Here is a 20,061-nt window from a genome sequence, read left to right on the forward strand (position 1 = left end):
CTGCCTTAGAATGGTAGGCATGCATATTCATATCTTAGGTATTTGCGGCACCTTCATGGGCGGCCTTGCAGCGCTGGCGCGCGAGGCGGGGCACAAGGTCACGGGTTGTGATGCGGGCGTGTATCCGCCCATGAGTGATCAGCTGCGCGCATTGGGCATTGAGTTGATTGAAGGCTTTGCAGCGGATCAGATGGCATGCAAGCCGGATGTGTATGTGGTGGGGAATGTGGTGAGCCGCGCTCGCCTGCCAGATGGCTCGCCTAAGTTTCCTTTGATGGAAGCCATTTTAGAGAGCGGTGCGCGCTATACGAGCGGGCCGCAGTGGCTCTCTGAGAATGTGCTTCAAGGCCGTCATGTGCTCGCGGTGGCAGGCACGCATGGGAAGACAACGACGACTTCGATGCTGGCTTGGGTTCTGGAGCATGCAGGCTTGAAACCTGGCTTCTTGGTGGGCGGCGTGCCTTTGAATTTCGGCGTATCGGCGAAACTCGGTGAAAAGTATTTCGTGATTGAAGCCGATGAATACGACACGGCGTTTTTTGATAAGCGCAGCAAGTTCGTTCACTACCGGCCACGCACGGCTTTGCTCAACAACTTAGAGTTCGATCACGCTGATATTTTTGATAATCTCGCTGCGATTGAGCGGCAGTTTCATCATCTGGTGCGCACCGTGCCATCAAGTGGCCGCGTGGTGTTTAACGGTTTGGAAGAAAGCCTCACACGCGTGTTGCATCAGGGCTGCTGGAGCGAGCAGGCCAGTTTTGGCGCAGCTGTTTCAGATTGGTCAGCGCAGGGCGCAGCGCATGATTTTGCCGTGCTGCAACGCGGCAAAACAGACACCAAAGAGGTGGCTCGCGTGCAATGGGCATTGAGTGGTCTACATAATCAGCTCAATGCGTTGGCTGCAATGGCTGCAGCCGATCATGTGGGCGTGAGCCCTGTAGTTGCAGCCAAAGCCCTGGGTGAATTTCAAAACGTGAAGCGCCGCATGGAAGTGCGTGGCATCGTTAACGGCATCACGGTGTATGACGATTTCGCGCATCACCCTACGGCGATCCGCACCACACTCGATGGCCTGCGTGATCGCCTCGATGCAGATGCTGTCACCCGAGGCCAGCGTATTCTCGCCGTGTTTGAGCCACGCAGTAACACCATGAAGCTGGGCACGATGAAATCGCAATTGCCATGGAGCTTGGAAAACGCAGCGCTGGCTTTCTGCCACACGGCGGGGCTCGATTGGAATGCTGCCGACGCGCTCACACCCATGGGAACGCGTGCGCAAGTTGCAGGCGATGTGGGCACACTGGTGCGCCAAGTGCAAGCTGCCGCTCGCGGTGGCGACCACATCGTTTGCATGAGCAATGGTGGCTTTGGCGGTGTGCATGCCAAGCTGCTCGATGCATTGAAAGCCTAAAGCGTGGAGATGTCGATGGGTCTTTGGGATGCGTTTATTCACGCCATCAACTTCATGCTTCCCGCCGCCTTTGTTGCCTTGCTTGTGACGTTTTTAGGCCGATTTTTTAAGCAAAACAAGCCTTTCGGCGGCGTATTCATTGCGCAAGCTGCTATTAATTTTGTAGTTTGTTTCACGGTACTCATCATCGGCCTGATCCTCACGGGGCGCGATGGCAAGATGTTCACTTATCTCGCCATGGTGATTGCGAGCGCGACGGTGCAATGGTTCTTATCCGGCGCTTGGCGAAAATAATTACCCGATGCGTGTCAGTGCTTGGTACACCTGAAAAAGCCCCGCCCAAGCGGCTTGGGAGCCTAGCGTGCGCACATTCGCACCGAGATGTTCCAGTGCGATGCTGTATCTCTCAGTCAGTTGCTGCGAGCCAATCACCACCAATTCAACACCAGGCTGTACCTGCATCGCTGCGAGCTCCTCGCCGATCACCAGACCAGAAAGATAGCTGGCTGCATGCTCGGGCGCGAGCTCTTTGAAGAGCGATTTCACGCGCACGCTGAAGGCTGTGTTGAGCAAGCTCACACCTTGTTGCGCAAAATCAATACCTTTCAAAAAAGCCTGCGGCTCAAATAATGTGGATTGCTGTGGAAAGCTTTTGGCCAGGATGGAGTGCTGTGCAAGCAGGCCATACATCTCGCCCGTCATGAAGGTGTTAAAACCTAAGATAGCGCCGCTTTCCAAATTCACCCACTTACTGTGTGTGCCAGGTAATACCATGGTGGCATCGCGCAGGCCGAGCACGGCCGCTGCGCCGAAGATTTGAATTTCTTCGCCACGCATCACATCTTCGTTATCAAATCGCACACCGGGTGCAATCGCCACGCGATCTTTCACCGCCCATTTCACATTGCGTGCCACATCCATTACTGTGGCAGGGCAAGCGCAGTAGGGCACTTCGGCCATACCGTCTTTGCTGCCAATCATGCCCGAGAGCACGAAGGCTTGGCCACCTTCTTTCGTCATCCGTGCACAGGTGGCAATCAAGTACGGCGCAAATTCGCCTTGTTTGAAGCTCAAGATGCCGCGTGGCTCGGCGAGCTCGTCTAAGATTTCACCGTCAGGTGCGATAAGTGCAGCGCGAAAACTGGAGCTTCCCCAATCGACGGCGATAAAAGGATGGGTGGGAGAAATGGCCATGCAGCATTATGCGAAGAGTCAAGCCTTGCGTCGAATGCTTTTTCTAGAATCGTCTAAAAAATGCTTCAGCTGACACGGCTTATTTCAGCGACTGACGCTTCGCTGCAACTTGTTGTGTTCATTGATTGCAAGTTGTAGGTAGAGTTTCTTCGTCCAGTCTTCACCGAATTCCTTGGCGTACTTGTCGATCACCTTGCGGGTTGAGAGGCGAATCAACGGCAGCTCAGCGCGATCAATCTCCGTCACCTTCATGCCCAGCTTCTTCAATTCATCTACCATCTGCGCATTGCGGCTGCGGATCAGCTCGCGCTGGTATTTGGAAGATTCAAGCGCGGCGGTTTTGAGGATGGCTTGATCTGCCGCAGAGAAACTCTCCCACACCGGCTTACTGATCAGTACGGGCCAAGCGCTGTAGGCATGGCGCGAGAGTGTAAGGTGTTGCTGCACTTCGTAGAATTTGCTCGCATAAATCGTGATCAGCGGATTTTCCTGCGCCTGCACTTTGCCTTCTTTCAAATTCGCATAGACCTCGGGGAAGGGGAGCTTCAGCGGCTGTGCGCCCAGCGTTTGGAAGGTGTCCGAGAACATCGCATTGGGCATCACGCGCACTTTCAAATCCATCAGATCGGTGCGGCGCGTCACGGGCGAGCGGCTGTTGGTGAGATTGCGAAAACCGTTTTCCCACCAAGCGAGGCCCACGAGGCCATGCGCGGGGAGTGTAGCGAGCAGCTCATTACCGAATTTGGAATCCAGCAGGGCATCGGCATCTTGCTCTGTGGAGAGCAGGAAGGGAAAATTGATCACGCCAAAGCCCGAGGTGAAGCGCACGAGGCTGGAGGTGTCTGGCGCAGTCATCTCCAGCTTTCCCGCTTTGAGCGCATCCGTCATGCTCACGTCATTGCCCAGCTTGCCGCCTGCAAACAATTCGATCTTGATACGGCCTTGGGTTTTCTCGCTCACGATCTCAGCGAATTTCCTGACCGCCATACCTTGTGGATGGTCTTCCGAGAGGCCGATGCCAAAGCGAATGTAACGCGTCTGGCTTGGGTTTTGCGCATTGTTTTGAGAGCTATTTTGGCTGATAGCCGGCATAGATACTGCGCAGAATGCTATCAAAAGTGGAGTGACGAATCTCCGTGAAACGTACTGCATGATTGTCTCCAAGTTGTCATGGTTTTATGAATGGCTCGCCAACAAAGCATGCACAGCTTTGGGCAGCGGCAGGGGAGCCACTGCGCCAAAACCCTGCACAGATAAAGCGGCAGCCGCGTTGGCGTAGCGAGCTGCAGTTGTTAAATCATCGCCAAGCGCGAGACGCGCTAACAGATTGCCAGCGAAGCAATCGCCTGCGCCAGTGGCATCGAGGGCTTTTACGGTGATGGGCGCGATGCGATTTTGTTGTGAGCCATCGCTCACGATCACGCCTTCGCTTCCCATCTTGAGCACGACTTGCTTTGCGCCCAGATCATGGCTCCAGCGAATAATCTCCTGAGGATCAGATAAGCCGCTGAGGTGCACCACATCATCCAAACTAGGTAAAAACAGATCGCAGCCTGCAATGGCTGGAATCATGTGCAGCTTGGCATCTTCAAGTGACCAGAGCTTTAAGCGCAGATTGGAATCGAAGCTGATCTTCGCGCCCGCAGCACGCGCGATGCGCGCTGCTGCTGAGCATTGCTCGCGCGCGTTTTCAGAAATCGCTTGGGAGATGCCAGAGTAATGCAGCCACTTCGTTTGCTTGCATGCTCCGCATTGCATATCGTTCAATAGCATCGTAGTCGCTGCTGAACCGGCTCGGCGGTAGCTGAATTCATGACCTGCTGCACCATGCGTGACGAAGTAGATGCCTGTAAATGCTCCTGATTTAATAGCTACTTGCGCAGTATCTACGCAGGCGATATGCCATAAATCCATCAAATTCTTGCCAAAAACATCGTCGCCTACGGCGCTCACATAGGCGCAACGCGCACCTGCTCGCGCAGCGGCGATCACAGCATTGCTGGTGTCGCCGCCAAAGCCTTGCAAGTAATTGGGCTCGCCAGCGATGGTTTGGTTGAACTCCACCATGGCCTCGCCGATGGCGATCACGTCATACTTCATCAAATGACTCAATGGTTATCTTTGGGTACGAAGCTACCTCGCGTGCCGCGAAGGAAATCCAGATCGCAGCCTTGATCCGCTTGGTTCACATGATCAATGTAGAGCTTCCAGTAGCCAGATTTGAGCGGCGGCTCGGGTGGTGTCCATTTGGCAAGACGGGCTTTGAGTTCGTCATCAGAAATCAGTAGTTGCAACTTGCGCTGCGGCACATTGAGCTCAATCATGTCGCCGTTTTGCACCACGGCGAGCGGCCCGCCAGCTGCCGCTTCGGGCGCAGTGTGCAGCACCACCGTGCCGTAGGCCGTGCCACTCATGCGGGCATCCGAGATGCGTACCATATCTGTGATGCCTTTGCGCAGCACTTTGGGCGGCAGCGGCATATTGCCCACTTCGGCCATGCCAGGATAGCCTTTGGGGCCGCAGTTTTTTAGCACGAGGATGCAGGTCTCATCCACATCCAAGCTCTCATCGTCAATGCGCTTGTGGAAATCATCGCTGTCTTCAAACACCACGGCGCGGCCAGTATGTACCATGAGCGCGGGTGTGGCGGCACTCGGCTTGATCACCGCACCACGCGGTGCGAGATTACCTTTGAGCACGGCAATGCCCGCTGCGGCTTTGAAAGGTTGCGCCATCGTTTTGATCACGCGCGGATCGTAGTTCTCTGCGTCTTTCACGTTCTCCGCCACGGTCTTCCCGCTGGCGGTCACATGATTCATGTGCAGCACAGAAGCGATTTCTTTCATCACCACAGGCAAGCCGCCCGCATAGCAAAAATCTTCCATCAGATGCTCACCGCTGGGTTGCAGATTCAAGATGCAAGGCAGCTCGGAAGCCAGTCGGTCAAAGTCTTCCAGCTTCAAATCAAAGCCCACGCGGCCTGCAATCGCGAGCAGGTGAATCACAGCATTGGTTGAGCCGCCAATTGCAGCCAATGTGCGAATTGCATTCTCAAAAGCCTCGCGCGTGAGAATCTGTGAGAGCTTGAAATCATCTTTGACCATCTGCACAATGCGCCGCCCCGCATTACGCGCGAGCACATTGCGGCGGCCATCCACGGCTGGGTAGGCGGCATTGCCGGGCAAGCCTACGCCGAGTGCCTCTACCATGCTCGCCATCGTAGAAGCTGTGCCCATCGTCATGCAGTGGCCGTGGCTGCGGTGCATACAGCTTTCGGCTTCAAAAAAATCTGCAAGCTTCAGCGTGCCCGCGCGAACCTGCTCACTCATGCTCCACACGCCAGTGCCCGAGCCCAGCTCTTGGCCGCGCCATTTGCCGTTCAGCATGGGGCCTCCGCTCACGCCAATCGTGGGCAGATCCACGCTGGCTGCGCCCATGATGAGCGAAGGCGTGGTTTTGTCGCAGCCCATGAGCAGCACCACGCCATCGATTGGGTTGCCGCGAATGCTTTCTTCTACATCCATGCTGGCGAGATTGCGATACAGCATTGCCGTTGGGCGAAGCAGCGTTTCGCCCAAGCTCATCACAGGAAACTCCAGCGGGAAGCCGCCAGCTTCGTACACACCAATCTTCACTTGCTCAGCCAGCGTGCGGAAATGGGAGTTGCAAGGCGTGAGCTCGCTATACGTGTTGCAAATACCAATTACTGGGCGGCCATCAAATTGATCATGCGGTACGCCTTTGCCTTTGACCCAGCTTCGATAGGCAAAACCATCACGGTCTTGACGGCCAAACCATTGCTGACTGCGAAGTTGTTTCTTTTCAGGGTGATTGTTTGAATTGCTCATCCGGGTTATTCCTAGTGTCGATGAAAGTATTATCATCATATGATTACACCATTGCATCGGGACAAACCCTCTGCAACTCTTTCAGAAAACACACATTTCCATGATTAAAAACGTCCACGGCAACACACTCGATCTGCTTGGTGAAGCCATCGTTGCAGGCCGCTATGCCGTGGGAGCGAGCGTGCCGCCTGAGCCAGTGCTTTGCGAAGAGCTGGGCGTGAGCCGCACGGTGATTCGTGAAGCGGTGAAATCGCTGATAGCTAAAGGCATGGTGAGCACAGGCCCTAAGGTGGGCACGCGTGTGTTGCCACGCGATACTTGGAATTGGTTTGATCCCGATGTGATCATTTGGCAAAGCAAGATCGGGCTGACAGCTGAATTCCTGCGTGATCTGCAAGATCTGCGTCGCTTGATTGAGCCCGCTGCCGTGCGCATGGCCGCTGAGCGCGCCACACCTGCCAACATTGCCGAGATTCAAGCCGCTTACGACGGCATGCACAAGGTCGTACATGAAGGTGGCGATTATGTGATGTATGACTTGCGCTTTCACCAAGGCCTGCTCAAAGCCTGCCAAAACCGCATGCTGATTCAGATGAACAAGGCGCTCTCAGCGCTCTTGCGCACCAGCTTTGAAATCTCCACCACACGCCCGGATGGCCCGCGCCAATCTTTGCCCTTACACAAAGCCGTGCTGGATGCGGTGATCGCTAAAAATCCCGCCAAGGCAGAAAAAGCCATTTTGGTATTGATCGATGGCGCGCATGAGGATATCGAGCAAGTGCTAGCGCGGCGCAATCGCCCGGTGAAACACGATAAGCCTGCTGCTTGGCTCAAAGCAGCGTGAGGATTGAGAAGGCAACATGAAAAAACTGATCGATATATTTTTCAAACTCATGGAGCTGGGCGTGGTGCTCTGCTTATTTGCCATGGTGATCATGGTGTTTGGCAACGTGGTGATGCGCTATGTTTTCAACTCGGGTATCTTGATCAGCGAAGAAATGTCGCGCTACGCTTTCATCTGGCTCACCTATCTGGGCGCGATGGTGGCAATGCGAGAGGGTGGGCATTTGGGGGTGGATACGCTGTTCAAGCATCTGCCTTTGACAGGTAAGAAAGTCAGCGTGTTTTTGAGCGAGAGCTTGATGCTGCTCATGAACGGGATGTTTCTCTGGGGCACTTTCAAAATGCATGAGCTTCAGGTGACGAATATTTCTCCAGTGGCTGGCATTTCCATGATTTGGATTTATGGCTTGGGCTATGTCGTCGCTGTAGTGATGGGCATCTTCAATATCCACAAGCTCTTCCTCCTGCTCACCGGGCAGCTTAGCGAGGAGCAGATGCTCACGGTGGTGGAGACTGAAGGCATCAAAGAAGTCGAGCAAAACATCGAACAACTCAAAAAAGCATAAAGAGCCATCATGACCGTATCGATCTTCATTTTCTCGCTCCTCGCCGCCATGGCGCTGGGCATGCCGATTGCCTACGCACTCCTTGTGTGCGGCGTGAGCCTGATGGGCTACTTGGCTTACAACGGCACAATTGCTTCGTTTGACAGCCAAATCTTGGCGCAGCGCTTTGTGGATGGCGCGGATAACTTCCCGCTGCTGGCCGTGCCCTTCTTCTTGCTTGCGGGCGAGTTCATGAATGCGGGCGGCCTCTCCAAACGCATCGTGAATCTCGGCGTGGCATGGGTCGGGCATTTCAGAGGCGGCTTGGGTTATGTGGCCGTGATGGCGGCGATCATCATGGCTTCGCTTTCGGGCTCAGCTGTCGCCGATACTGCAGCGCTGGCAGCCATCTTGATTCCGATGATGCGCGCTGCGGGTTATGACGTGGGGCGTAGCGCTGGCCTTGTGGCAGCAGGCGGCATCATCGCACCGGTGATTCCGCCTTCGATTGGCTTCATCATTTTCGGTGTAGCAGCCAATGTGTCGATCACTAAATTATTCTTAGCAGGCATCGTCCCCGGCATCATGATGGGCATTGCGATTGGCATTGCTTGGTGGTGGGTAGCGAAGAAAGAGAATGTGCCACCCAGCCCTAAGCTGCCGATGAAGGAGCGCTTGAAGATTACGTTTGATGGCATCTTCGCCTTGCTGCTTCCCGTCGTCATCATCGGCGGCATGAAATCAGGTGTGTTCACGCCGACGGAGGCAGCTGTGGTGGCAGCGGTGTATGCCTTCGCAGTGGGTATGTTCATTTATGGCGAACTGAAGTGGAAGCAAATCTACGGTTTGTTCCTCGCCGCAGGCAAGATGACAGCGGTTGTGATGTTCCTCGTGGCAGCAGCCATGGTCAGTGCCTGGTTGATCACGATTGCCAATATTCCGAACGAAATTGCCGACATGCTCGCCCCGTTCATGGACAACAAAACCTTGTTGATGTTCATGATGATGGTGCTCATCGTGTTGGTCGGCACAGCGCTCGATTTCGCACCCACGGTACTGATCCTCACACCTGTGCTCATGCCCGTGGTGCTCAAGGCCGGTATTGATCCCGTGTATTTTGGTGTGCTCTTCATCATGAACAACGCGATTGGCCTGATCACACCGCCTGTGGGTACGGTGCTCAATGTGGCCAGTGGTGTAGCGCGTATCACCATGGATCAGGCTTTCAAAGGCGTGATGCCTTTCTTGATTGCTCAGCTCATCGTGCTGTTTTCACTCGTTTTCTTCCCCGAATTGGTGTTAGTCCCCTTGAAATGGTGGCTGCGTTGATTCATTCTTTCAATCTTGTTTTTTCAACCCGGTAGGAGACTCTCAAATGAAACGTCGTAACTTAGTAGCGCAAGCCGCTCTCATCGTGGCAGGTACTGTGCTCGCCACTTCCGCTGCTTTCGCGCAGTTTTCAGATCGCAATATCAAGCTGTCCAACGGCGTGGCCGAGAGCCATCCCGTGGGCGCGGGCGTGAAGAAGATGCAAGAAGTGCTGGCTGCCAAGAGCGGCGGCAAGCTCAAAGTCACCGCATTCTGGAGCGGCTCGGCAGGCGGCGATTTGCAAGCCACGCAAGCCCTGCGCGCAGGCACGCAAGAAATGGTCGTCACCTCCAGCTCACCGCTGGTGGGCATTGTGAAAGAGCTAGGCGTGTTTGATCTGCCTTTCCTGTTTGCCAACGAAAAAGAAGCAGATGCCGTGCTCGATGGCGCAGCCGGTCAATTCTTCAACAAGAAGCTGGAAGAAGCGGGTCTGGTGAACTTGGCCTACTGGGAAAATGGTTTCCGCAACCTCACCAATAGCAAAAAGCCTGTGACGAAGTTTGAAGATTTTGACGGCATCAAAGTGCGTGTGATGCAAAACAACATCTTCTTGGATACTTTCAAGACGCTCGGCACCAATGCTGTGCCCATGGCCTTCGGCGAAGTGTTCACCGCGCTAGAAACCAAAACCATCGACGGCCAAGAAAATCCTTTTGTCACGATTGATACCTCCAAGTTCTACGAAGTGCAGAAATTCCTCTCTGTCACGCGCCATGCCTACACCCCTTTCCTCGTGCTCTACAGCAAGAAGATGTGGGACACGCTCACGCCTCAAGAGCAGGCCGTGCTGCGCGAAGCAGCGATTGAAGGCCAGAAGGTGCAGCGCGCTGCGATTCGCGATCTCGACGGCAAATCTCTCGCCTCGCTCAAATCCCGTGGCATGCAAGTCAACGAGATCACGCCCGCTGAGCAGCGCCGCATGTTTGAAAAAGTGCGCCCAGTGTATGACCGCAATGCGCCCACCATTGGCGCTGATGCGATCAATGTGGTGGTGGATGCACTGAAAAAAGCCCGAGGAGGCTAAAGGCCGACGTGCCTTATCCAGTGGTTAATCACTATTGAAACTCTCTCAGCACAAAAGCCGAGAGAGTTTCAAATTACACTTCAAGGCATGGACTCCATGCCTTTTTTATTGCTCGCAGAGCTTTACACCGATACCGATGGCCGCGCGAAATTTCGCGACATCAAAACGGATTTGAGCGAAGGCTCACCCGCAGCGCGACTCTCCCCACTCGCGCAGAGCAGCGGCCACCAATTCCGCATGAGTCCGGTGGGTTTCAAAAGCAACTTCCATTGCACCACCACACCCCAATGGTTGATCGTGCTGCAAGGCGCGATGGAGATTGGTCTGCAGGATGGCAGCTCACGCATTTTCAAAGCGGGGCAGAGCTTTTACTCCAACGACACCTTACCTCCAGGCGCGGAGTTCGATGCCCAGCTTCACGGCCATTGGAGCCGGCAAGTGGGCGATGAGCCCTTGGTCACCATGTTCGTACGCGCCTAGGGAAGCTCTGAATAAGTCGATTCGGGCGAATCTGGCTCGCTTTCGGGCGGTCTGCGTCCTTAAAAAGCCTCGCCTTAGCACCGCTAAAGCTATGTTTTTCTCCTAGCATCCCATCCCGAAATCAAGCCTGCTTCATCCCGACGACTTATTCAGAGCTTGCCGAGTTTATTTTTTCTTGGTGGGGCGTTTCCAGTCAGCAATCGACACCTGTTTGCCGCGCGCGACGCTGAGCGCGCCTGCGGGCGTGTCTTTCGTGATTGTGGAGCCGCCGCCTATCGTGCCGCCAGCGCCTAGGGTGACGGGGGCAACCAATACGCAATTGCTGCCGACATGCACATCGGCTTCGATCACGGTGCGGTGTTTGTTGGCGCCGTCGTAGTTGGCCGTGATCGAGCCTGCGCCGTAGTTGACGCGCTCGCCCACCGTGGCATCGCCGAGATAGGCGAGATGATTCGCCTTTGCGCCCTTGGCCAATGTGGAATTTTTGACTTCAACAAAATTGCCGATATGCACCTCTTCGCCGAGCTGCGCACCAGGGCGCAAGCGAGCGAAGGGGCCGATCAAAGCACCTGCGCCAACAGTTGCACCTTCCTTGCCACCATCAATGTGCGTGAATGGATGAATCACCACGCCGCGCGCGATGGTGCAGTTGGCCAATACACAATGCGCACCGATTTGTACTTCATCGCCCAGCCAGACGCGGCCTTCAAACACACAGCCCACATCAATGCTCACATCTTGGCCGCAAGCCAAATCACCACGCAGATCAAAGCGCGCCGCATCCGCGATACGCACGCCTTGCTCCATCAGTTTGTAAGCCGCGCGCTTTTGGTATTCGCGCTCCAGCTCTTGCAGCTGCGCGGGGCTGTTCACTCCCGCGACTTGTGCGGCATCGGTGATTTTTAAAGCGGCCACGGCTGTGCCATCGGCGACCGCATGCTTGATCACATCCGTCAAGTAGAACTCTTTTTGCGCATTGTTGTTATCAAGCAGGCTCAGATATCGCTTGAGAAGATGCGTCGGCAAGGCCATGATGCCGCTGTAGATTTCGCGAATTTGTTTTTGCGCTTCGCTCGCATCTTTATGCTCGACGATAGCTTTAACGGCATCACCCTCTCGCACAATGCGGCCATAGCCTGTTGGATCGGCTGGTTCGATGGTGAGCAATGCAATCTGCTGGCCTGCGCATTGAGTAACCAAGGCCTGCAGCGTATCCATCTGCGTAAGAGGCACATCGCCAGAGAGGATCAAGCTGATGCCTTCGTCGCCGAGCTCGGGCACGGCTTGCTGTACAGCATGGCCCGTGCCCAGCTGTGGCTCTTGCAGCACAGTTTTTAAGCTAAATGGGCTGTTCGCCGGCACAGAATCTGCGCTAAATGCTATGACTTCAGGAGCGCCATGGCCAGTGATCAGGATCACACTGCGCGGCTTGAGTTGTGCGGCGGTGTGCAATACATGCCCCAGCAAAGCGCGCCCAGCGAGTTTGTGCAACACTTTAGGCAATTTACTTTTCATGCGAGTGCCCTTACCCGCAGCCATGATCACAATGTCCAGATTCATTTCATTCTTTCGCCTTGCTGGCCTGATTATCGCGGCATCGCTGCTGACGGCCTGCAGTGCAGTCAAGCTCGCCTACAACCAAGCACCCGATCTCACTTATTGGTGGCTGGATGCCTATTTTGATTTTAATGAGCAGCAAACACCGAAGGTGCGTGATGAACTGAGCAAACTCTTTGCTTGGCATCGTGCCAATGAGCTGCCCAAAACAGCTGATTTGCTTGCGCAGGTGGGGCAAGTCATGCCGGGTGAAATCAATGCGGGCCAAGCATGTCGCTTCTACGATCAGGGGCGCAACTTGTTTGACAACGTGAGCAACCGGGCCTTACCCGCACTGGCTGAGCTGGCGCCAACCATCACGCCCTCGCAAATTGACCATCTCAAACGCAAGTACGCCAAGAACGCTGAAGAATTCAACCGAGATTACATCCAAGGAACGCCCGCCAGCCGAGAAGCCAAGCGCCTCAAACAATCGGTAGATCGCAGCGAGATGCTCTATGGCAAGCTTGAAGAGCCACAAATTGCAGCGATCAAACAAGCGCTGAGCACATCCAGCTTTGATGCGGCTTATTCGTTGAAAGAGCGCGAGCGCCGCCAGAAGGAGCTGATCGAGCTATTGAGCAATTTAGCAGCGGCGAAAGCCTCACCAGCCACCAGCCAACATGCCTTGCGCGCCTACATCCAGCGCGCCTGGGAGTCGCCTGATCCAGCCTACCGCGCTTATGTGCAACGCTTAACGCAGCAAGCATGCCAGAGCTTTGCCAGCGTTCACGCCAGCACCACCCCTGCGCAGCGCGCGAATGCGGTGAAGGTGCTCAAAGGCTATGAGGCTGATCTGCGCTTGCTGGCAGCACAACGCTGATTTGCTATTGATTTAATAGCATTTTGCGCACACTCTATGCTGGCTAGAGGCATAAAACGCTTAAATTGAAGCGGAAATGACCGAAAAGCGGCAGCGAGAGCCCGCGCAGGTGCAAAGCACCGCCTAATGGACAATCTCGGTTTAAGCCTCTACCAACTCAAAACTTGTTGTGATCTCGGCTGTTTTGCCCAGCATGATCGTGGCCGAGCAGTATTTATCGTGGCTCATCGCAATCGCGCGCTCCACCGCTGCAGCTTGTAGGCCTTTGCCAGTGACGGTGAAATGCATATTGATCTTGGTAAACACTTTCGGATCCACTTCCGCGCGATCTGCCTGCAGTTTCACGGAGCAGCCGCGCACATCATGTCTGCCGCGCTTCAGGATCAGCACCACGTCATAGGCCGTGCAGCCGCCTGCGCCCGCGAGCACCACTTCCATCGGGCGGGGCGCAAGATTCTGGCCGCCATTTTCTGGCTTGGCGGCATCGGGTGCGCCATCCATCGTGAGCACATGGCCACTGCCTGTCTCTGCCACGAAGCCCATGCCTGAGCGTGTGCCCATGCCGCCTGTCCAACTGACTGTGCATTCCATCTGGATTTCCTTCAATATTTGCATCAATTATCGCAATTTTGATGCAACGCAGCATTTCCGCGCTTAGAATGAAAACTTGTCTCCTCAACCCTCCGCAAGGCTGGGTTAGTTATAGCCCCGGTTCGCAAGAACTGGGGTTTTTTTTGTGCTGAAAAGTGCTGTTTTGTGCTGCGCAGCATGAGTTTTACAATGCCTCATGCCTAAAACCGCAAAAAAACAGCTCTCGCCAGCAGATTACCTCACCAAAATCTTGAATGCCCGCGTGTATGACGTGGCCGTGGAGTCTGATCTCACACCGGCCAAGCAGCTCTCTCGCCGACTTCACAACAAAGTCTTACTCAAGCGGGAAGACCAGCAGCCCGTCTTCAGTTTCAAACTGCGCGGCGCTTACAACAAGATGGCGCATCTCACGCCAGCGCAGCTCAAAAAAGGCGTGATTTGCGCCTCTGCTGGTAACCACGCGCAAGGCGTCGCGCTGGGGGCGGGCAAGCTGGGCGCGCGCGCCGTGATCGTGATGCCGACCACCACGCCGCAGATCAAGGTCGATGCCGTGCGCGGCTTAGGCGGTGAGGTTGTGTTGCATGGCGACAGTTATACCGATGCCTACAACCATGCACTATCGATTGAAAAGAAAGAAGGCTTGACCTTTGTGCATCCTTTTGATGACCCCGATGTGATTGCGGGGCAGGGCACGATTGCGATGGAAATACTGCGCCAACACCAAGGGCCGATCGATGCGGTGTTTGTCGCCATTGGCGGCGGCGGCTTGATCTCAGGCGTGGCCAATTACATCAAGGCGGTACGCCCCGGCGTGAAAGTGATTGGTGTGCAGACGAATGATTCAGATGCCATGCTGCAATCGGTGAATGCGAAGAAGCGCGTCACGCTCGCCGATGTGGGCTTGTTTGCTGATGGCACGGCGGTGAAGCTCGTGGGCGAGGAAACTTTCCGCGCTGCGAAGGGCTTGATTGATGAATTCGTCGTGGTCGATACCGATGCCGTGTGCGCCGCGATCAAAGATGTGTTTGTGGATACGCGCAGCATCGTGGAGCCCTCGGGTGCGATGGCTGTGGCGGCTGTGAAGCAATACGTGGCCAAGCACAAAACTAAGGGCGAGACCTATGCGGCGATTCTCTGCGGCGCAAACATGAATTTTGATCGCTTGCGCTTTGTGGCTGAGCGAGCGGAGGTGGGCGAGGAGCGCGAGGCTTTGTTTGCCGTCACCGTGCCCGAAGAGCGCGGCAGCTTCAGGCGCTTTTGTGAGACGGTGGGCAGCTTGCCCGGCGGCGCGCGCAATGTGACAGAGTTCAACTACCGCATTTCCGACAGCGAAAAAGCGCATGTGTTTGTCGGCCTCACCACTCACGGAAAAGGTGAGAGCGCCAAAATCGCCGCCACCTTCACGAAAAAAGGTTTCGACACGATTGACCTCACGCACGACGATTTAGCCAAAGAGCATTTGCGACATATGGTGGGTGGTGCATCCAAGTTGGCGCAAGATGAGCGCCTGCTGCGCTTCGTCTTCCCTGAGCGCCCAGGCGCACTCATGAAGTTCTTGAATGCCATGCGCCCCGGCTGGAACATCACCCTCTTTCATTACCGTAACCAAGGCGCTGATTACGGCCGTATTCTTGTGGGTCTGCAAGTGCCGAAAGCGGACGACAAAGTCTTTGCCGCATTTGTGAAAGAGTTAGGCTATCCTTCGGTAGATGAGACCAGCAACCCAGCTTACAGACTCTTCTTGAAAAACTAATTTCAACACAATCATGACCACGAGCTTGTTTCAGCCACCCGAGATCGCCTCGATCCGCAATGGCCTCGCCGCCATCCAGCTCTCCACCAAGCTGCAGCACAAGCTCGATCACAAAACCAAGCCATTGGGTGCTTTAGGGCAGTTGGAAGCTTTGGCCATTCAGCTGGGCTTGATCCAGCAAAGCGAGATGGTGAGCTTGAAGCAGCCGCAGATTGTGGTGTTTGCAGGCGATCATGGCATTGTGGACGAGGGCGTATCGGCCTATCCGCAGGCGGTGACGACGCAAATGGTGGCCAATATGCTGGGCAAGATCGAAAACGGCGTGGAGAAAAAAGGCGGCGCGGCGATCAATGTGCTTGCGCATCAACACAATTTTAATCTCACCGTGGTCGATGCCGGCGTGGCCAGCATCTTGCCTGAGCATCCGCGCCTGCTCCAGCTCAAGATTGCGCCGAGCACGCGCAACAGTGTGCTCGCCCCCGCAATGAGCGATTTGCAGGCCGTGGCTGCGCTGCAAGCCGGTATGGATGTGGTGCGCCAGCTTGCAGGCAATGTGGTGGCCTTTGGCGAGATGGGCATTGGCAACACATCCAGTGCCGCGCTGATTCTTTCGCTCTTCACGCCGATCCCAGTCGCCGATTGCGCAGGGCGCGGCACGGGGCTCACTGATGAGCAGATGAAGAAAAAAGTCTATGCCCTCACGCGCGCACATCGCCGCCACCATAGCGCGAAAAAGCCCTTTGATATTTTGTGTGCTGTGGGCGGTTTTGAGATTGCGATGATGGCGGGCGCGATGCTGCAAGCGGCCAGCGAACGGCGCATCATTTTGGTCGATGGTTTTATCGCGGGCGCAGCGGCTTTGGTCGCTGTGGGCATGGCACCCGCCGCGAAGGACTACATGGTGTTCACCCACGTGGGCGCAGAATTCGGCCACCAAGCCATGCTCAAAGCCTTGGCCGCGCTGCCGCTGCTCGATCTGGGTCTGCGCTTGGGCGAAGGCACAGGCGCTTTGCTGGCATGGCCTTTGGTGGTGTCCAGCGCGCGTTTGCTCAATGAGATGGCCAGCTTTGAATCGGCTGGGGTGTCGCAGAAGGTTTGAAATTAAGGATTGGCGGATCTGAAATTTGAACGCAAAAGGCGCAAAAGCGGCGCAAAAGACGCAAAAAAATCAAAAAACCATTTGCATGAGTTAGTGCTCTGCTTTTTCACTAAAAGCCTAGTCACGAAGCGCTTTTACTTTTTGCGTTTTTTGCATTCGATTCTTTGTGCTGAAACAACATATCAAAATAATGTGATGCTCGTTAAACATTTCCTCCTCGCCATCCAGTTTTTCACGCGCATTCCCATTACCGGAAAGCTCGCCGCTTGGGTGGGGTATAGCCCAGAGATGCTCAAGAAAAGCGCCGCGCATTTTGCGGGTGTGGGCTGGGTGGTGGGCGGTGTGGCGGCTGTGGTTTACATCACGTTTGACGCACTGCTGCCGAGTGCCTATGCGCCATTGATTGCGGCTTGCCTATCGACGATTGCCACTGTGCTGCTCACAGGCGGATTTCATGAAGATGGCCTCGCAGATTTAGCCGATGGACTGGGTGGCTCGTATGACAGGGATCGCGCCTTGGAGATCATGAAAGATTCGCGCGTGGGTGCTTTTGGTGCGATGGCTTTGGTGTTGGCATTGCTCACGAAAGTGGCTTTGCTTGCAGCTTTGGGCGGCTTGGAGATGTGGCAGATCGTGACATTGATCATCGCCAGTCATGTCGTCTCGCGAGCACTACCTATGGGGCTTTTGGCACTTTTGCCACATGTGGGAGATGCTGCGGGCAGCAAATCCAAGCCATTGGCAGACAGCATTTCTGCAAGCGCATTATTCAGCAACATCTTTTGGTGTTTTTTACTGATTCCCGGCGTGTTTACTGCGCAGGCAGCTATTGAATTCATAGCGGGTATGGGGCTTGCCTTTCTCGCATGGTGCTTCATGTGGTGGCGCTTATCCAAGCGCTTGCAAGGCTTCACAGGGGATGCGCTGGGCGCAACGCAGCAGGTGTGTGAAATCGCTTTTTTGCTGGGAGCATTGCTCGTGTTGGGCGCGAATTGATGCGCCTGTATTTTGTGAGGCATCCGAAACCGCAGGTCGAGGCGGGCCTTTGTTATGGCGCGAGTGACGTGGTTTGCGGCGCGGCTGAGCTTGAATCGGCAGCAACGCACTTGTTGAGTGTGTTGCCCAAGAGCTTAAAGATCATCAGCTCGCCGCTATCAAGATGTGAGCATCTCGCGCAGATCCTGTGCCGGCGAGAGGCCAGTTTGGCTTATAAAACGGATGAAAAATTGGCTGAAATGCATTTCGGTGCTTGGGAGATGAAAGCCTGGGCGGCGATCTCACCCGAAGAGCTGAGCGCTTGGACGGATGATTTCGCCCACTACCTCTGCGGTGGCTCAGGCGAATCCACAGCTATGTTTGTGCAGCGCGTGGCTCAGCGGCTGCATGAGAGCATGCAAAGCGGCGAAGATCAAATCTGGATCACGCATGCGGGCGTGATTCGAGCTGTGCAGTGGTTATCAGCTCAGTCGTTTGAGCTGCTGAGGGCGCTGGCTACGGAGCCGGAGCGCCTGCTTCTTTCTCACCTTCACGCTGCCGATTGGCCAAAGGGCGAGGTGGCCTTTGGCCAGTTGCACCAGGGACAGCCATGGGATTGGCCGCCCCAGTGGCCGCAGGCGCGGGCGCAGGAATAGCCGCAGGTATCGACGGCATAGACGGGCGCACTGCCACCGCTGTGCCTGCCATGGCGGTGGTCAGTTGAGGAAGCTCCAAAGTCAAGCCGGGCGCGGCATCCACGCTCGCAGAGAGCATGGCTTTGCCGGGAGAGACGCTGTGCAGCACCACGCCATCGGCTAGAGCCGTGCCCACGCGATACGGGCGAGGTGGCTTGCCATCCACCGCAATCAAGGCGACGCCCTTGCCAGACCCTGCTTTTTGCACAACGACGCCCGAGATCACAAAACGCGCGGCTTGAAAGGCACTGGGGGCGGCCACGACGTCGGTCGGGTTGCTGGCAGCAGGCGTTTGCCCACCACCCAAGCCTCGGGCCAAAGCCTGTGTATCGACTGCAGCGACTTGGGAGGTGGAGGCAGCCACGGCAGACATGGGTGCGACTGGCCCGCGTACGAATTTGAGCACCCAATACACGCAGCAAAGTGCAGCGAGCAACCAGACAAGAAATGTTGCGAATCGATTCCAATGAGGGCGTAGCATCCAGCTATTATGATGCTTGTATGAAGTCTCCTACCCTCACTATGTTCTCTTCTTTCAAATCTTTGCGTCTGGCAGCCCAGCGCGGCTTCACCTTGATCGAGCTGATGGTCGTGCTCGTGATCATTGGTATCTTGGCGGCGCTGATTGTGCCCAATGTGCTGGATCGTGCGGATGATGCGCGCGTGACAGCCGCCAAGACGGATATCAACAACATCGTGCAAGCGCTCAAGCTCTATCGCTTAGACAATCAGCGCTACCCCAGCTCTGAGCAAGGTTTGCAAGCTTTGGTGAGCAAGCCCACCACAGGCGCGATTCCCGGCAACTGGAAGCCCTATTTGGAAAAGTTACCCAATGATCCTTGGGGGCGCGCTTATCAATACCTCAATCCTGGCATCAAAGCGGAGATCGATGTGATGAGCTTTGGAGCAGATGGGCAGGCCGGCGGTGAAGGTAAGAACGCCGATGTCGGTAGCTGGCAATAAGCTTCAAAAGCTAAATCAGCGCGGCTTCACCCTGATCGAACTCATGGTGGTGATCACGATGATCGCCATCGCGACAGCGGGCGTCACTTTCGCGTTGCGAGACAACGAATCGACGCTGCTGGATCGGGAGGCCGAGCGTTTGGCCGTGGTGCTTGAGACAGCGCGGGTGCAATCGCGCAGCACAGGTGTGGCGCTGGCTTGGCTGCCGATGGCGCAAGGCTTTGTGGTTTTGCCCGCCAGCGAATTGAATGGCTCGCAAATTCAAGTCAACAGCAGCAGCATCAGCCCTTGGCTGGCTGAGGGTATGAATGCACAAGTCATCAGCAATTCAAGCGCAGCGCAACGCAGCGTGTTGCTCGGTTCGGAGCCGATGATTGCACCCTCTGGCGTGTTGCTCAGCTTAGGGCAAAGGCGCTTGCGCGTATCCACCGATGGGCTGCGTCCTTTCTCCGTACAGACGGCAGATGAGGCTGCTAAGCCATGAAAGCTCGGCAGCAAAACGGCTTCACGCTGATCGAAGTGCTGGTGGCCTTGACCATCGTGGCGATTGCACTCTTTGCTGGCACACAAGCCACCTCCGCTTTGGCCAGATCATCCCAGCGGCAAACCGATTTGTTGCTGGCGCAGATCTGCGCCGATAACGCGCTCTATGCCCTGCGCTTATCCAGACAAATGCCCAGTGTGGGCGAGAGCAATGGGGAATGCAGCCAAGCTGGACGCGTTTTCAATGTGCAGCTGCAAGTGAACCCCACACCCAACCCGAGCTTTCTGCGCGTGCAGGCCAATGTGAGCGACGCACAGGAGAAATACGGCATCTTGCAGGTCTCTACTGTTGTGGGGCGGTATTGAG

21 protein-coding genes and 1 pseudogene are annotated in these 20,061 nt (G+C 55.5%); 15 read left to right on the forward strand and 7 right to left on the reverse strand.

The annotated features are described in order from the left end of the window. Positions 1-19: 19 nt before the first annotated feature. Positions 20-1,414: a UDP-N-acetylmuramate:L-alanyl-gamma-D-glutamyl-meso-diaminopimelate ligase gene (mpl, locus tag KIH26_RS00955; protein WP_213441565.1), complete on the forward strand. Its 1,395-nt coding sequence runs from the start codon at positions 20-22 to the stop codon at positions 1,412-1,414. Between the two features lie 9 nt (positions 1,415-1,423). Continuing rightward, positions 1,424-1,708 (forward strand): hypothetical protein, encoded by a 285-nt coding sequence (locus tag KIH26_RS00960; RefSeq protein WP_213441567.1) that lies wholly within the window; start codon positions 1,424-1,426, stop codon positions 1,706-1,708. Here KIH26_RS00960 and KIH26_RS00965 read toward each other — a convergent pair whose 3' ends face one another. From KIH26_RS00965 to KIH26_RS00980, 4 genes are all read right to left on the reverse strand, one after another. After that, a complete protein-coding gene (locus KIH26_RS00965; RefSeq protein WP_213441569.1) occupies positions 1,709-2,608 on the reverse strand; it encodes a 2-dehydro-3-deoxygalactonokinase in 900 nt (299 codons plus the stop codon). An 84-nt stretch (positions 2,609-2,692) separates the two neighbouring features. Further along, positions 2,693-3,760, reverse strand: a complete 1,068-nt coding sequence (locus KIH26_RS00970) for a TRAP transporter substrate-binding protein (RefSeq protein WP_213441571.1) — start codon at positions 3,758-3,760, stop codon at positions 2,693-2,695. Positions 3,761-3,784: 24 nt separating this feature from the next. Next, positions 3,785-4,708 (reverse strand): sugar kinase, encoded by a 924-nt coding sequence (locus tag KIH26_RS00975; protein ID WP_213441573.1) that lies wholly within the window; start codon positions 4,706-4,708, stop codon positions 3,785-3,787. A gap of 8 nt (positions 4,709-4,716) precedes the next feature. Continuing rightward, on the reverse strand, positions 4,717-6,456 hold the full coding sequence (locus KIH26_RS00980; protein WP_213441575.1) for an IlvD/Edd family dehydratase: 1,740 nt from the start codon (positions 6,454-6,456) through the stop codon (positions 4,717-4,719). 100 nt (positions 6,457-6,556) lie between these two features. Here KIH26_RS00980 and KIH26_RS00985 point away from each other — a divergent pair, with 100 nt between their 5' ends. From KIH26_RS00985 to KIH26_RS01005, 5 genes are all read left to right on the forward strand, one after another. Then, positions 6,557-7,300 (forward strand): FadR/GntR family transcriptional regulator, encoded by a 744-nt coding sequence (locus KIH26_RS00985; RefSeq protein WP_213441577.1) that lies wholly within the window; start codon positions 6,557-6,559, stop codon positions 7,298-7,300. A 16-nt stretch (positions 7,301-7,316) separates the two neighbouring features. Beyond that, positions 7,317-7,865, forward strand: a complete 549-nt coding sequence (locus KIH26_RS00990; RefSeq protein ID WP_213441579.1) for a TRAP transporter small permease — start codon at positions 7,317-7,319, stop codon at positions 7,863-7,865. 9 nt (positions 7,866-7,874) lie between these two features. Continuing rightward, positions 7,875-9,173 (forward strand): TRAP transporter large permease subunit, encoded by a 1,299-nt coding sequence (locus KIH26_RS00995; protein WP_213441581.1) that lies wholly within the window; start codon positions 7,875-7,877, stop codon positions 9,171-9,173. Between the two features lie 46 nt (positions 9,174-9,219). Beyond that, a complete protein-coding gene (locus KIH26_RS01000) occupies positions 9,220-10,236 on the forward strand; it encodes a TRAP transporter substrate-binding protein (protein ID WP_213441583.1) in 1,017 nt (338 codons plus the stop codon). Positions 10,237-10,323: 87 nt separating this feature from the next. Next, complete coding sequence (locus KIH26_RS01005) at positions 10,324-10,716, forward strand: cupin domain-containing protein (RefSeq protein ID WP_249660894.1); 393 nt, start codon at positions 10,324-10,326, stop codon at positions 10,714-10,716. A 165-nt stretch (positions 10,717-10,881) separates the two neighbouring features. On the opposite strand, the gene glmU is transcribed toward KIH26_RS01005, so the two are convergent. After that, positions 10,882-12,276: a bifunctional UDP-N-acetylglucosamine diphosphorylase/glucosamine-1-phosphate N-acetyltransferase GlmU gene (gene glmU / locus KIH26_RS01010; protein ID WP_249660895.1), complete on the reverse strand. Its 1,395-nt coding sequence runs from the start codon at positions 12,274-12,276 to the stop codon at positions 10,882-10,884. On the opposite strand from glmU, the gene KIH26_RS01015 reads away from it, so the two are divergent. Beyond that, on the forward strand, positions 12,263-13,135 hold the full coding sequence (locus KIH26_RS01015; RefSeq protein WP_213441585.1) for a DUF6279 family lipoprotein: 873 nt from the start codon (positions 12,263-12,265) through the stop codon (positions 13,133-13,135). The genes glmU and KIH26_RS01015 overlap by 14 nt on opposite strands. Before the next feature lie 141 nt (positions 13,136-13,276). On the opposite strand, the gene KIH26_RS01020 is transcribed toward KIH26_RS01015, so the two are convergent. Continuing rightward, complete coding sequence (locus tag KIH26_RS01020) at positions 13,277-13,726, reverse strand: OsmC family protein (RefSeq protein WP_213441587.1); 450 nt, start codon at positions 13,724-13,726, stop codon at positions 13,277-13,279. Positions 13,727-13,922: 196 nt separating this feature from the next. On the opposite strand from KIH26_RS01020, the gene ilvA reads away from it, so the two are divergent. The 4 genes from ilvA (at position 13,923) to KIH26_RS16950 (ending at position 18,209) form a co-directional block, all read left to right on the forward strand. Further along, positions 13,923-15,479 carry a threonine ammonia-lyase, biosynthetic gene (ilvA, locus tag KIH26_RS01025; protein ID WP_213441589.1) on the forward strand — a complete coding sequence of 519 codons (1,557 nt, stop codon included), beginning with the start codon at positions 13,923-13,925 and terminating at the stop codon, positions 15,477-15,479. 13 nt (positions 15,480-15,492) lie between these two features. After that, positions 15,493-16,578, forward strand: coding sequence for a nicotinate-nucleotide--dimethylbenzimidazole phosphoribosyltransferase (gene cobT, locus KIH26_RS01030; protein ID WP_213441591.1), 1,086 nt, complete (start codon positions 15,493-15,495; stop codon positions 16,576-16,578). A 192-nt stretch (positions 16,579-16,770) separates the two neighbouring features. Beyond that, positions 16,771-17,574 (forward strand): adenosylcobinamide-GDP ribazoletransferase, encoded by an 804-nt coding sequence (locus KIH26_RS01035; protein ID WP_213441593.1) that lies wholly within the window; start codon positions 16,771-16,773, stop codon positions 17,572-17,574. After that, positions 17,574-18,209, forward strand: a complete 636-nt coding sequence (locus KIH26_RS16950) for a histidine phosphatase family protein (RefSeq protein ID WP_249660897.1) — start codon at positions 17,574-17,576, stop codon at positions 18,207-18,209. Before KIH26_RS01035 ends, KIH26_RS16950 begins: the two co-directional genes overlap by 1 nt. Before the next feature lie 118 nt (positions 18,210-18,327). Here KIH26_RS16950 and KIH26_RS16955 read toward each other — a convergent pair. Next, a pseudogene (locus KIH26_RS16955) lies at positions 18,328-18,729 on the reverse strand (type II secretion system protein N); the annotation flags it as partial. A 20-nt stretch (positions 18,730-18,749) separates the two neighbouring features. Between KIH26_RS16955 and gspG the strand changes: the two are divergent. The 3 genes from gspG to gspI are packed head-to-tail and all read left to right on the forward strand — an operon-like array spanning position 18,750 to position 20,060. Then, positions 18,750-19,211, forward strand: a complete 462-nt coding sequence (gene gspG / locus KIH26_RS01045; protein WP_283770131.1) for a type II secretion system major pseudopilin GspG — start codon at positions 18,750-18,752, stop codon at positions 19,209-19,211. After that, a complete protein-coding gene (locus KIH26_RS01050; protein WP_213441597.1) occupies positions 19,192-19,695 on the forward strand; it encodes a prepilin-type N-terminal cleavage/methylation domain-containing protein in 504 nt (167 codons plus the stop codon). The genes gspG and KIH26_RS01050 overlap by 20 nt, the downstream gene beginning before the upstream one ends. Next, positions 19,692-20,060 (forward strand): type II secretion system minor pseudopilin GspI, encoded by a 369-nt coding sequence (gene gspI, locus KIH26_RS01055; RefSeq protein ID WP_213441599.1) that lies wholly within the window; start codon positions 19,692-19,694, stop codon positions 20,058-20,060. Before KIH26_RS01050 ends, gspI begins: the two co-directional genes overlap by 4 nt. Position 20,061: the final 1 nt, after the last annotated feature.

It is taken from the genome of Variovorax sp. PCZ-1, assembly GCF_018413605.1.
Lineage (GTDB): Bacteria > Pseudomonadota > Gammaproteobacteria > Burkholderiales > Burkholderiaceae_C > JANMDU01.

Bases quoted from the DNA above. Each gene is read 5' to 3' on its own strand.
- mpl (WP_213441565.1), top strand. From the start codon at position 20: ATGCATATTCATATCTTAGGTATTTGCGGCACCTTCATGGGCGGCCTT.
- KIH26_RS00960 (WP_213441567.1), top strand. From the start codon at position 1,424: ATGTCGATGGGTCTTTGGGATGCGTTTATTCACGCCATCAACTTCATG.
- KIH26_RS00965 (WP_213441569.1), bottom strand. From the start codon at position 2,608: ATGGCCATTTCTCCCACCCATCCTTTTATCGCCGTCGATTGGGGAAGC.
- KIH26_RS00970 (WP_213441571.1), bottom strand. From the start codon at position 3,760: ATGCAGTACGTTTCACGGAGATTCGTCACTCCACTTTTGATAGCATTC.
- KIH26_RS00975 (WP_213441573.1), bottom strand. From the start codon at position 4,708: ATGAAGTATGACGTGATCGCCATCGGCGAGGCCATGGTGGAGTTCAAC.
- KIH26_RS00980 (WP_213441575.1), bottom strand. From the start codon at position 6,456: ATGAGCAATTCAAACAATCACCCTGAAAAGAAACAACTTCGCAGTCAG.
- KIH26_RS00985 (WP_213441577.1), top strand. From the start codon at position 6,557: ATGATTAAAAACGTCCACGGCAACACACTCGATCTGCTTGGTGAAGCC.
- KIH26_RS00990 (WP_213441579.1), top strand. From the start codon at position 7,317: ATGAAAAAACTGATCGATATATTTTTCAAACTCATGGAGCTGGGCGTG.
- KIH26_RS00995 (WP_213441581.1), top strand. From the start codon at position 7,875: ATGACCGTATCGATCTTCATTTTCTCGCTCCTCGCCGCCATGGCGCTG.
- KIH26_RS01000 (WP_213441583.1), top strand. From the start codon at position 9,220: ATGAAACGTCGTAACTTAGTAGCGCAAGCCGCTCTCATCGTGGCAGGT.
- KIH26_RS01005 (WP_249660894.1), top strand. From the start codon at position 10,324: ATGGACTCCATGCCTTTTTTATTGCTCGCAGAGCTTTACACCGATACC.
- KIH26_RS01015 (WP_213441585.1), top strand. From the start codon at position 12,263: ATGTCCAGATTCATTTCATTCTTTCGCCTTGCTGGCCTGATTATCGCG.
- glmU (WP_249660895.1), bottom strand. From the start codon at position 12,276: ATGAATCTGGACATTGTGATCATGGCTGCGGGTAAGGGCACTCGCATG.
- KIH26_RS01020 (WP_213441587.1), bottom strand. From the start codon at position 13,726: ATGGAATGCACAGTCAGTTGGACAGGCGGCATGGGCACACGCTCAGGC.
- ilvA (WP_213441589.1), top strand. From the start codon at position 13,923: ATGCCTAAAACCGCAAAAAAACAGCTCTCGCCAGCAGATTACCTCACC.
- cobT (WP_213441591.1), top strand. From the start codon at position 15,493: ATGACCACGAGCTTGTTTCAGCCACCCGAGATCGCCTCGATCCGCAAT.
- KIH26_RS16950 (WP_249660897.1), top strand. From the start codon at position 17,574: ATGCGCCTGTATTTTGTGAGGCATCCGAAACCGCAGGTCGAGGCGGGC.
- gspG (WP_283770131.1), top strand. From the start codon at position 18,750: ATGAAGTCTCCTACCCTCACTATGTTCTCTTCTTTCAAATCTTTGCGT.
- KIH26_RS01050 (WP_213441597.1), top strand. From the start codon at position 19,192: ATGTCGGTAGCTGGCAATAAGCTTCAAAAGCTAAATCAGCGCGGCTTC.
- gspI (WP_213441599.1), top strand. From the start codon at position 19,692: ATGAAAGCTCGGCAGCAAAACGGCTTCACGCTGATCGAAGTGCTGGTG.